This is a genomic window from Pricia sp., assembly GCF_041745955.1.
Taxonomy (GTDB): Bacteria; Bacteroidota; Bacteroidia; order Flavobacteriales; family Flavobacteriaceae; genus Pricia.
On sequence record NZ_JBGTHY010000050.1, the window covers coordinates 1 to 10,405 of the forward strand.

Sequence of the window (10,405 nt, forward strand, 5' to 3'; positions counted from 1 at the left end):
CCGACCGTATTCAAAGTAGGACTTGCAACTATATTGCCGTTTGTAGCGGCATCAAACCAGACCACGCTTGCCCCTGAGGGCGGGGTTGCGGTCGCTGTCAAGGTCTGGATCGGATCGGTCTCACATTCCGTTCGGTCTCCACCGCCGGTCGGGGCATTTACGGTCGGACAGCTACAGTTCGGTGCGTTTATGGAAATATTCTCCGTACAGCTATTTGCGTCGGTGACCGTTAACGTGATATTGTTTCCGGAAGTGACCCCTGAAATGGTCCAGTTGTTTCCGCCATTATCGGTGACCGTTCCTTCCGAAGAAGTAACCGCTCCCCGGTCGACATCTACGGATACCGAATATGTGGACAGGTCCGCGGAACACGATTGTGAAGTGGGGGTAACGGCGATGGTCGGTCTGGCGTTCATGGTAAGCGTCACGGGAGTTCTGCTGTCGCTTACACAACCGCTGCCGGTCGTTCGGCTTTCGGCAAAATATGTTATGGTTCCGACGAAATTCAGCGTTGGACTTCCCACCGTATTTCCACCGGAAGCGGCATCGTACCAAACCACGGTTGCACCTGCGGGAGCCGTAGCCGTTGCGGTCATCGTCTGGGTAGGGCCGGCCTCACATTCCGTTTGGTCCCCACCACTCGTCGGTGCAACGGGAACCCCTTCGATCGTCAAAGTAACGGGGGTTCTGGAAATGCTTCCACAGGAAGTGCCATCATCGCTGCTTTCTGCAAAATAGGTTATGGTTCCCGCCGAATTCAAGGTAGGACTTCCCACCGTGTTTCCACCGGAAGCCGCATCGAACCAGGTAACAGTAAATCCTGAGGGGGCGGTAGCCATTGCTATCAGCGTTTGCGTCGGACTGACCTCGCATTCGGTAAGGTCGCCTCCGCTAATAGGTGGTATCGGTGCCGGCTGCAGGGTAAGGGTTACCGGAGTTCTTGAAGTACTCGGACATCCCGTGCCATCATCGTTGCTTTGTGCGTAATACGTTATAGTCCCTGCGGAATTCAGGGTGGGGCCCGTCACCTGGTTTCCACCGGAAGCGGCATCGTACCACACCACGGTCGCGCCCGAAGGCGGATTGGCGGTAGCGGTCAAGGTCTGGATGGGGCTTTGCTCGCATTCGGTCCGGTCGCTTCCACTCGGAGCGGCAGGTGCGGGTCGGATAGTCAAAGTAACAGGGGTACGTCCTACACTAGTGCAACTATTGCCCGAATCATTGCTCTGTGCATAATAGGTAACCGTGCCCACCGCATCCAAAATAGGATTGGCCACTACATTTCCACCCGAAGCCGCATCGTACCAAGCGACAGTTGCTCCCGAAGGAGGGGTAGCCGTAGCGGTCAAGGTTTGGATCGGATTTTGTTCACATTCGGTCTGGTCCCCACCGCTAGTTGGAGCGGGGGGTGCCGTATTCACCATAAGCGTGGCCCTATTGGATATGGCATCTGCGCAGCTCGCGGCAGGGCTTGTGGCCACTGCACGATATTGGTTGCTGTTCAGGGCAAGGGTCGCTCCGGTAATGGTCATTGTATTGGTTCTCGTGTTGGAGTACGGGGCGGTATTGGACAAGTCGTTCCAAGTGGTACCATCGAACAGTTGCCATTGAAAGGTAGCAGTGTCGGATGCGCCCACCGCAAAGATTGCGTTTCCGTTTTCGCATACCGAACGGTTCAAAGGTTGCATGCTTATGGCCGGCGGTGTATTCACGTTTACGGTCAATCGGGTCCTGGTACTTTCACAACTGGCGCTTCCGGATGTGGCCGACTGCGTTACCCAAAAGAACTGCTGCCCTGCGGTCGCGGTGTTCGGCCTTGTTGTTCCCGGAATTTCATTCCCTCCCGACGCGGCATCGTACCATCTCAGGTTGGTACCGCTTGTCACGTTACTGTTCAGTTCGCCGGACATCTCGCCGATACAATATTCGACTGGGGTTATCAACATGGGGGCTATGGGCAACGCATACACGGTAACTACCACCTCAGTACGGTCGCTGATACACCCTGTGGTAGCATCTACCTGTTCTACATAAAAGAAGATGGTCTGCGCCGTTGAGGTGTCCGGTGTCGGCGCATCGGGGTACATAGTTCCACCGGTCGGGGCATTGTACCAGAAAATCATGTTGCCCTGTTCCCCGGTCGCCGTCAATGGGGTGGCTGGATCATTGACACAATATTCTATCGGGGTGGGTGCCGACGGCGCCTCGGGTTGCGGGTTTTCCGTTAGCCTTATCCTTCTTCTTGTGCCACTGACACACCCGGTAGCGGTATTTCTAGTTTCAGCATAGTAGTTTCCTGGACCTGACGGCTGATATGAAGGATTACCTGCCAATAATAAAGTGCCTCCCACGGCGGCATCGTACCAATCTACGGCTTGTCCGGGGCCCACGGTTACGGTTAAGGTAGGAACGGGAGTGCCTTCGCAATATTCGAAATCGTTTCCGGCAGGGGGAGTGATGTTGTTGGTTACGGTAACCTTAAAGGAATTGAAACCGACGTTTCCCGCGGCATCCCTGGTGATATATTGTAAGGTAGTAGTGCCCACAGGAAATTCTACCCCACTTCTATAGGGCTGACCGGAAATTTGGGCCACACGGAGAAAAGCCGCCGTACAGGCCACGACGGTAACATCGGAAACAACATAACCGGGTATATATAGTTCATCGAGATAGGCGATGTCGCTCCGGTTTTGGTCGGTTTCCCATTCGAACTGCACAAAATAATTCCCGCTTTGGGTAATATCAATGTGTTCGGTCTGAACATCCTCATTGATATATTGCTCGCTGAAAATTATGGTTTCGGCACCCCCGGCAGTTATCAGTTTAACGGTAAGCCTGGAATTCGTTCCTAAATTTCCGCTTGGGTGCCCGGAAAGAATGTGATGGTCGAAAAAGATTTCCCCGGTGCCATTGAATTGGGTGAGCGGACTGGTGAACGAACGAATATCGTTTCGTATCAATTCGACGGTCTCGATTTCACCGGCCGACCCGTTGATATTTCCGCCACTACCGACGAAGGTTCCATCAAAATCGTAACATTGCGTGCTCAGGTCGTCACTACTATCAAAGTTTTGGTCGATCGGCGCCCCTTCCCCTGCGGGACAGTTATCGGTGGCCGTTGGATAAGGGAAGTTGACCACCGCACCGCAACTACCAGGATCTGCGTTGCGGGTAATATCGGAAGGAACGGTAATCACCGGCGATTGATTATCCATCACGTTAACCTTGAACTCACAAAAAGAGGTATCGCCACTGCTATCAGTAGCCCTGTATATGACCCGGTGCGTGCCGGGATAAAAGGAATCCCCGGGATCGTAATTGCTGGTCAGTGTTACCGTACCCGAACCGGTAGCGGTGGGCGGCACCCAGGTTACCGTTGCCGTACAGTCGCCCGAATTGGGCAGGACATTGTTGATATCGGAAGGGCAATTTGAAAAAGTCGGGGCATAAGAAATCAGAAGGCCCTTATTTGGACCCACAGTCTCACTACGGATCGAGTTCCGGAAGGGGATTGAATCCTTGGATAAGCTAAAACCTGTTGAACCGGCAAAAACGAGCAGAATCAACAATTTTTTAAGTAGGTTAGGCATAAGCAGGTTCAAGTTGGTTAAATAAAACTACCGGCCAGATTTGGGCGTTGGCATGCGGTTTTACTTTGGACTATTAACTAGATAACGTAAATCTTGGGTTAAGCGTTCATTTATACTGAATTTGTTGTGAAGTCTAATTAAAGCGTTGTCAGTTTCCAATTTTTGTATATCAATCAAACTACAAGACTCCCAAAATTACCTTAACAATCTTCTTAACTTGCGTGAAGAGCGTATTATAATTTGATTTCTTAATTAGGTTGTATTTCGTTATAAACCTCCATTTCGAGCTCTACAGTTGGATATATATTATTCATAGAAGAAATCTATTTCTGAAGAGTTGATTTAATCAGTTAATAACGATTGGCATCAAACAATAGTAGAGTTCAAATAAACCATATTCTTCTGGTCGTCCATATCGAACGGGCCACAATTTTAGATCGGACGAACATCGCAGACTACCCATAGGTCGTTATCGCCTGTTTCCTTAATAGTAACCTGGAACAGCCACCATTCTCTCCTGAAAGGGCTCCGGGATCCTGCCACCGATGATCCATTCCTTCAAAATCGATTTTTTGCTCTTGGCATCGAACTCTTCCTTAAGGCAGGCCAACGCTTCTTCCTTGGTCCGTAACGTTCCTTTCCTTACCGGCCCGCCCATGGAACGGGTATGGCCCACCCTATCGTTCGTTTGAACCTTCCGCAACCGCAGTCGGCAATTGAAGCGTCCTAGGCCTTATTTTCAATTTGCCCGTGCAGCCCGTTGTTAAGATCGGCAGCGCTGGTAACGTACCTGTCAGAGCCACCGACCCCTTTTACAGTCCGAACTGCCAGGAGCTGAAATTTATGGATATTAAAGATCGACCGGGGACCCGTGCCCCTGGCCCAACGACCCGATCCCCTGACCGCCCACTTGACTAGGAGTGACATGCAAAGGACGCCCAGGGACGCCATAAAGCACAGCCATCCGATAGCCAAATAGAGGTTGCCGGGCAGGTACCGGAGCAAGGACCTTACCCCGGCCCGGGATAGGAACGTAAGCCTAGTCAAAGGCGAATCCCGTGGCCAACCGGAAAACAAACGCGTACAGTACGATAGCGAACATCGCAAAGCTGAAGCATGCGAATACCCTGAAATACTCCTTGACCATGAAGTGGCCCAAATTCCGAAATCCATCGTTATAGATTTCCTTGATAAGTAAAGCTGTTTTCATAATGTTATTTTTTTGTTCGCCGCAAAGATGCAACGGACATTTTAAGGACCACGGATTCTAGCCCAACCGCCGACAAAACCGGGCACGCGCATACAGGGAAGCGGCGTCCCGGCAAACCGTCCCCTGGCACCGGTGCGTTGCCCGGGATAAAGGTGCAACACGTCGAATCCTATCGTATTTAAGGTAGTAGATCATCGTATCAAGGTACGTGGCAAGTTGCTAAGATCAAGATCCCGGACGGCCAAGGGGCCCAAAACGATGGATTTCCCCTATCGGACCTGTGGCATTATTGCATTGCGGTCAACAATAAAACCTATAGTGTCAAAGGCTCTTCCAGCACCGGGATAGTTTTGCGCCCAGTAATGACCGTGGATCGAAAAACGGGGCGCCGGGAATCCCGCCGGCCCGATGTCCGTTGGATGCCGAACACCGATATGGAAATTTATACACTGGAAGGACTGCACCACCTTGTCGAGAAGTGCTACGCTGCCGACAACATACACTCCTTGACCGCCCGGGAGACCCCGAGCCGGGAACTGCGCGGCTTTTTGGAACGTTCGGCGCGCCTGTTCAAAGATCTCGGCGACCGGATTTTTGTGGCCCTCATCGCTCTGGGGGGCAGGCCATATTTCGGCCTGGACAACCGGGGCGCAGAGGAACGGCCGTGGGTAGAAAAAAATTCCTTTCGGTCGGCCAGGGAACACTTCGATCATTTCCGCATCGCGGTAAAGGCACAGAACACCGCGGTATCCGAACTAAGGGACACTTTGAACGAACGGCAGGGGAACGATGAGCTGCAATTGGTGATCTCCAAGGGAATTAGACAATTGGCACGGAACATCGAAAAAGGTTACGGTACATAACCGGTCTCTCGTTGCCGGACAGGACGGAAGTGCCGTTCAGAATTGGAACATGGCCGGCACGCGAAATGTATATCCAGGACAGGGCCGGTCGTAAAGCCGTCCCTTCCCTTGTTTCCTTTAGATGGAGTTTGAAAGGGACATAAAGATCGGGGCGACGGTAAAATATAATGGGATTATGCAGATCCCCTGATTATTTTGCGGTTAATCGTCGGCCCGACAATTTTTCGCAATAAAAAGCATTATGGTACAGATAGGAAAACAACCATTTCATTTATGAAGAAAATCGAGATAACAGGCCCGTATGAAACCTTGGAAAGGATTTCAATATTTCTGGACAACAACCATATTAAGCACGATGTAATCGGTGATATAGCCTACGGCCAGGCGCCGGAGGAATTTCAGGAAAGTATCGATTGGCCGTTATGATCGGTTCGGGCAAAGGCAGGGCCATAATTTTTGTTCGGCCGGCAAGGGCGGCGGGATCAAAGTTAGAATAAACGGGGCATCGTTTCGAACTGAACCCCCTTCTTTATCTTATACATCCCAATGCACCCAAATTCCCGGATCTCGTACCCCGCGTTGGAGATGGACAGGAACCACCCTAGGATCCCGTTGGGAACAGATCGAAAAGTTGGATGCCTTTATTTATATTACCCTACCCGGTACAAGATCGTTACCGGGATTGGACGGGAAAAGCAGGTCGGCAGTCCCGGAACGGTTTAATCCGTCTAAAGTCTAAATAAACGATAGATAACCATCAGGTAAAATAAAGCGAAATCCCGCTCAAAGCGGGATTTCTAATTATCAAAAAATCTTTTCAATACTTCAAGCCATTAAGGTATTCGTTGACACGCTCCTTACTTTCACCCGTTTTCTTTTGAATGCGACCTACCAACTCGTCTTCTTGCCCTTCTTTATAATCAAGGTCATCATCAGTTAGTTCCCCCCATTCTTGTTTAATTTTTCCTTTTGCAATGTTCCAGTTGCCTTTAACCTTATCTTTCCACGGTGCTGACATAATATTGTTTTGAGAAGTTAATAATTACTTTTACTGATTAAAGTTAAATAATACTAGGTTGGACCTTTAACCTGTATGGTTCAATTTTTGACTCGATTTGGTTGCCCGTCCGGATAACGTTCGAAATACTTTGTAGCCTAAACCAAAAAGGTGGTGGTTTAATACTTGGAAATACTAATTTAAGAAATCAAATAAAGACGACCTTGTTCAGGGTAGTATGATCCCACAACAAGTTCAAATAAACGATGTAAGCTTGCATTGATCACAAAATGCCTGAAGTTGAAAAGTACTCCTATGATCCCCATGGATTGAATTGCGTACAGACTTCCATCAGTTTCTCGGCAACTGATTTTCTAATATAGAAAACCTCGTTCACGGAGTCGGAATAATCCTTTCTAAAAATGGACAGCTAAATATATCCCTTTTTGTTCTTGGAGGATACCATTATAAAAGGTTTCGTTTTATGTTGGGCCATATGGACAGGGTGAGTTTATGGAATACAAACTTAGGAATTATTCCCACACTTTGGATATATTCCAATTTCTTAAGAAATCATTATCTTTGAAACGCTTCACTTAAAATGGATAACGTTACTTTTCAATGCATTGCTATCGACAGACGTTACTGAAACGAGAATCATTACGAATAAGTATTCAGGCCAATGGCCTTCACACCGAAGGCGTATTGGGAAATTCTAGACAGATCAATGACATGCCGGTTCTGGAAAGCTCAAAACTGACTACCCAAGAGCATAACGACCGTCATGATATTGACCGTACATTCTGGCAAGGGACTGGAGGCTGACACCTGTTTTGTACTGAATGTTTCCCCTAGGGTATATCCCAGCGCCTGGAATTTGGATAATCTTGACGAAATCGAGGAAGACAGACGGGTATTATATGTGGCATTGACCCGTGCAAAAAATCGGTTGATAATAACTAGGTATACAAGTTCCATTAATGCGTTCCAAAGCCGAAGTTCAAGTTCGGAAGATCTCAACAGAATACTTCCGACCAGGGCAGTTCGTATTTTTTGGAAGGATTGCCTTTGGATTTGGTAGTTCAGGAGATTGTAAACAAAACCACAAAACAAGGTTACGATATCGAAAAGCCCAATGAGATGGATTTGAGTATGGGGATGGATTTTCGTTGATATTTTAAGCTTTCGAATATGCGCACGGCCTAGTGATGTGATAATTGTTGCCATCGGCCATCTATGTCCGAAAATGGATTTACAAAATAGTTGTGTTAGATAAGTCCAATACTTTTTGAATGCTCAATAGCCTCGGAGCTATGTTGGAAATAACAGGTCGCCACTCCCTCATCTGTTATATCGGTCATTGACCTAATCACTTCAGATTTAAGTTCCTTTTTGGTGCACCTTATATAAACAGCTGTCACATTAGTGGGAAACATTTTTACGATGCGCCTATATATTTCCGAGTCCTTTTGACTATCATCCCCCAATAGGACAAATTTAAGTTCTTTATAAAATTCTATGAGATGTTTTACCTTATCGAATTTATGGTCATGGCTACCTCCCCCGGTAAAGAGAAAATCGCCCAATCCGGTCTTTATTTTCCGTAGTTTAAGAACTGCTTTCGGGAGGCCGTGCAAGAACGTGAACTTTTCAATAAAGTTGTACAGGTTCCACTCACTACTTGAAACATAAAAAAAAGCGTTCGTTTTGCCGTCTTTCGTTCTTCCCGCATTGCTTAGCAGCCGATAGTGATTGACCACTCCTTCAAAGATGTTGCGCTTATCGATATTACGCGTCAATAGGATATAAATTTTTTTCAAAAAGTTACTGGAATGGGATATCAAAAATGTATCGTCAATATCCGAAATCAGGCCAAATCTTCCGGGATAGGGCTTTACGAATTCCCCCTTTCCCTCGATGGAAGTTCCATCTGAATCCGTAGAGACCGTAAATTCGTGCCAGCCGCACTCCAAGTCCATGGTGTAACGTACGGCGAACCGAAAATAGCCGTCCTCCAAGGTTCTCGTCTTTAGGTCGATGCCCCTAAATTTCAATCGTACCGGAACATTTCCCAACGTTTTTATGCTAAACATGCGTATGACCGAGTAAGCGTGCCTGAAACGCTTTCCATCCAGGGCGAAACGATCTGGGGCATACTTCTTGAAAAGATGCCCAAAAATGATTATTTCCTGTTCGTTCGCATAACCACGATAAATCTTCAGCCTTACTTTCATTTGAATATTTGATTGTCTACCTTTAATAGGGCTACTGAATTTTTATATGGAAACTAAGATAAAAAAAGTTCTTCTGGTAATAAACCCAATCTCGGGCGATACCGAAAAACGACCGATCATCGATATGGTCAGCGATTTTTTGCATTCGGGAACGGAGCTAAAAGTACATGAAACGACCGGAAAAAATGATATTAAGAAAATCCGGTCGGCGCTAGAGGCCTTTCGGCCCGACCGGATTCTTGTGGCAGGTGGGGACGGCACCATAAAAGTGGCCGCCGAAGCCTGCGAAGGTAAAGGAATAACTATAGGCATACTTCCCGCAGGTTCGGCCAATGGTCTGGCGACGGACCTAGAACTTCCCATGGATCATGAAAACGCCTTAGTTGCGGCATTGGGAAGCAAAATAGTCAAAATGGACGCTTTAAGGATAGGGAACTCGATAGGGTTGCATATAAGCGACCTTGGTATAAACGCTGAATTGATAAAAAAATATTCAGAGAGCTCCATGAGGGGACACTTCGGCTACTTTCTTAGCAGCATTCCTACTCTTGTAAATACGGAAAGCCCCTATGATTTTACCATACACGCGAACGGATCCACCAAAGAAATCGAAGCTGTTATGGTGGCCTTCGCTAACAGCAAAAAATTCGGCACCGGCGCACTGGTCAATCCCGATGGGAAAATAGATGACGGAAAGTTCGAAGTGCTGATATTCAAAAAATTGGACGTAGTGGAAATATATAAGATGCTAAAAGGGAATATTGAGATGGACAGCGATTTTGTAGAGGTAATCCAGACAACGGATGTTAGGGTGACCACTGCGAGGCCGGTCTGTTTTCAGATCGACGGGGAGCCGTTTGGGACAAGAACGGAGGTATCGGTTTCCATTATCCCAAATTTTACCCAAATCGCCATAGGTTTGTAGAAATCCCTTAATCATTATTGTTTATCGACCTTTGAGGGCGGCCTAGAGAAGTTTTAGTTTATACTATTTTTTAAAGCTAACCCCTCGCCCCAATCTACGTCACTAATCGGGATACATCCAGCTGTATTCCTCGGGCTTTATGCCCTCCACATGCTTATTTTCCAATTTTCTTCATCCTCGCAAATTTTAAGGATTTTTTTCCTTTTTGAATCTCCCATCATTATAGTTTTGGTTGAGCATCTAATGTATAAAATCTTTAAGGATTTTGACATTTTCAGAGATTAAGGTCGGATCAGAATACGTTAAGTTATTTTTCCGGTAAAAGAATGGTAGTTTAGTATATGGGATAAAGTGTTCAATAGCCATTGATTTAGAATTATAGGAGGCCAAGATTTAAGCTTTAAGGTCAATAGTAATAGGATATTGCATTAATTACGTCAAAACACTTGTCTAACTTTAATTTCCAAAACCGAAATGTCCCTATGAAAAAAAATCGCTTGGCACTTATCGGTTCGGGATATTGAATTCCTTACGGATAAACAACGTGTTGCGGTCAAGACCGAGAATGGGGTTCACCATGATTTTT

At 47.2% G+C, this 10,405-nt stretch carries 10 protein-coding genes and 1 pseudogene; 5 read left to right on the top strand and 6 right to left on the bottom strand.

Annotated elements, in window-relative coordinates; all coding sequences use genetic code 11:
• From ACEW8S_RS01650 to ACEW8S_RS01665, 4 genes and pseudogenes are all read right to left on the bottom strand, one after another.
• Positions 1-1,175: hypothetical protein (locus ACEW8S_RS01650; RefSeq protein ID WP_373516459.1), on the bottom strand; the 1,175-nt coding region annotated here is incomplete at its 3' end.
• A gap of 45 nt (positions 1,176-1,220) precedes the next feature.
• Positions 1,221-3,590: pseudogene (locus ACEW8S_RS01655) on the bottom strand (HYR domain-containing protein); the annotation flags it as partial.
• Between the two features lie 484 nt (positions 3,591-4,074).
• The gene (locus tag ACEW8S_RS01660; protein ID WP_373516450.1) at positions 4,075-4,266 is read right to left on the bottom strand and encodes a hypothetical protein; all 192 of its coding nucleotides are present in this window, start codon (positions 4,264-4,266) and stop codon (positions 4,075-4,077) included.
• Between the two features lie 363 nt (positions 4,267-4,629).
• Complete coding sequence (locus tag ACEW8S_RS01665) at positions 4,630-4,800, bottom strand: DUF6747 family protein (protein ID WP_373516451.1); 171 nt, start codon at positions 4,798-4,800, stop codon at positions 4,630-4,632.
• A 350-nt stretch (positions 4,801-5,150) separates the two neighbouring features.
• Here ACEW8S_RS01665 and ACEW8S_RS01670 point away from each other — a divergent pair, with 350 nt between their 5' ends.
• On the top strand, positions 5,151-5,663 hold the full coding sequence (locus tag ACEW8S_RS01670) for a hypothetical protein (protein ID WP_373516452.1): 513 nt from the start codon (positions 5,151-5,153) through the stop codon (positions 5,661-5,663).
• A 273-nt stretch (positions 5,664-5,936) separates the two neighbouring features.
• Complete coding sequence (locus ACEW8S_RS01675; protein ID WP_373516453.1) at positions 5,937-6,089, top strand: hypothetical protein; 153 nt, start codon at positions 5,937-5,939, stop codon at positions 6,087-6,089.
• Between the two features lie 391 nt (positions 6,090-6,480).
• Here the strand turns inward: ACEW8S_RS01675 and ACEW8S_RS01680 are convergent, their stop codons facing one another.
• Positions 6,481-6,681, bottom strand: a complete 201-nt coding sequence (locus ACEW8S_RS01680) for a CsbD family protein (protein ID WP_373516454.1) — start codon at positions 6,679-6,681, stop codon at positions 6,481-6,483.
• A 600-nt stretch (positions 6,682-7,281) separates the two neighbouring features.
• On the opposite strand from ACEW8S_RS01680, the gene ACEW8S_RS01685 reads away from it, so the two are divergent.
• Both ACEW8S_RS01685 and ACEW8S_RS01690 read left to right on the top strand, forming a co-directional pair.
• On the top strand, positions 7,282-7,485 hold the full coding sequence (locus tag ACEW8S_RS01685) for a hypothetical protein (RefSeq protein ID WP_373516455.1): 204 nt from the start codon (positions 7,282-7,284) through the stop codon (positions 7,483-7,485).
• Positions 7,445-7,741, top strand: coding sequence for a 3'-5' exonuclease (locus ACEW8S_RS01690; protein ID WP_373516456.1), 297 nt, complete (start codon positions 7,445-7,447; stop codon positions 7,739-7,741). The genes ACEW8S_RS01685 and ACEW8S_RS01690 overlap by 41 nt, the downstream gene beginning before the upstream one ends.
• Before the next feature lie 187 nt (positions 7,742-7,928).
• Here ACEW8S_RS01690 and ACEW8S_RS01695 read toward each other — a convergent pair whose 3' ends face one another.
• Positions 7,929-8,894 (bottom strand): App1 family protein, encoded by a 966-nt coding sequence (locus tag ACEW8S_RS01695; RefSeq protein ID WP_373516457.1) that lies wholly within the window; start codon positions 8,892-8,894, stop codon positions 7,929-7,931.
• Positions 8,895-8,940: 46 nt separating this feature from the next.
• On the opposite strand from ACEW8S_RS01695, the gene ACEW8S_RS01700 reads away from it, so the two are divergent.
• A complete protein-coding gene (locus tag ACEW8S_RS01700) occupies positions 8,941-9,819 on the top strand; it encodes a diacylglycerol kinase family protein (RefSeq protein WP_373516458.1) in 879 nt (292 codons plus the stop codon).
• The last annotated feature ends 586 nt before the right edge of the window (positions 9,820-10,405 follow it).

Excerpts from the sequence above, each read along its gene's own strand:
- ACEW8S_RS01665 (WP_373516451.1), bottom strand. The coding sequence starts at position 4,800 with ATGAAAACAGCTTTACTTATCAAGGAAATCTATAACGATGGATTTCGG.
- ACEW8S_RS01675 (WP_373516453.1), top strand. The coding sequence starts at position 5,937 with ATGAAGAAAATCGAGATAACAGGCCCGTATGAAACCTTGGAAAGGATT.
- ACEW8S_RS01680 (WP_373516454.1), bottom strand. The coding sequence starts at position 6,681 with ATGTCAGCACCGTGGAAAGATAAGGTTAAAGGCAACTGGAACATTGCA.
- ACEW8S_RS01685 (WP_373516455.1), top strand. The coding sequence starts at position 7,282 with ATGCATTGCTATCGACAGACGTTACTGAAACGAGAATCATTACGAATA.
- ACEW8S_RS01690 (WP_373516456.1), top strand. The coding sequence starts at position 7,445 with ATGATATTGACCGTACATTCTGGCAAGGGACTGGAGGCTGACACCTGT.
- ACEW8S_RS01695 (WP_373516457.1), bottom strand. The coding sequence starts at position 8,894 with ATGAAAGTAAGGCTGAAGATTTATCGTGGTTATGCGAACGAACAGGAA.
- ACEW8S_RS01700 (WP_373516458.1), top strand. The coding sequence starts at position 8,941 with ATGGAAACTAAGATAAAAAAAGTTCTTCTGGTAATAAACCCAATCTCG.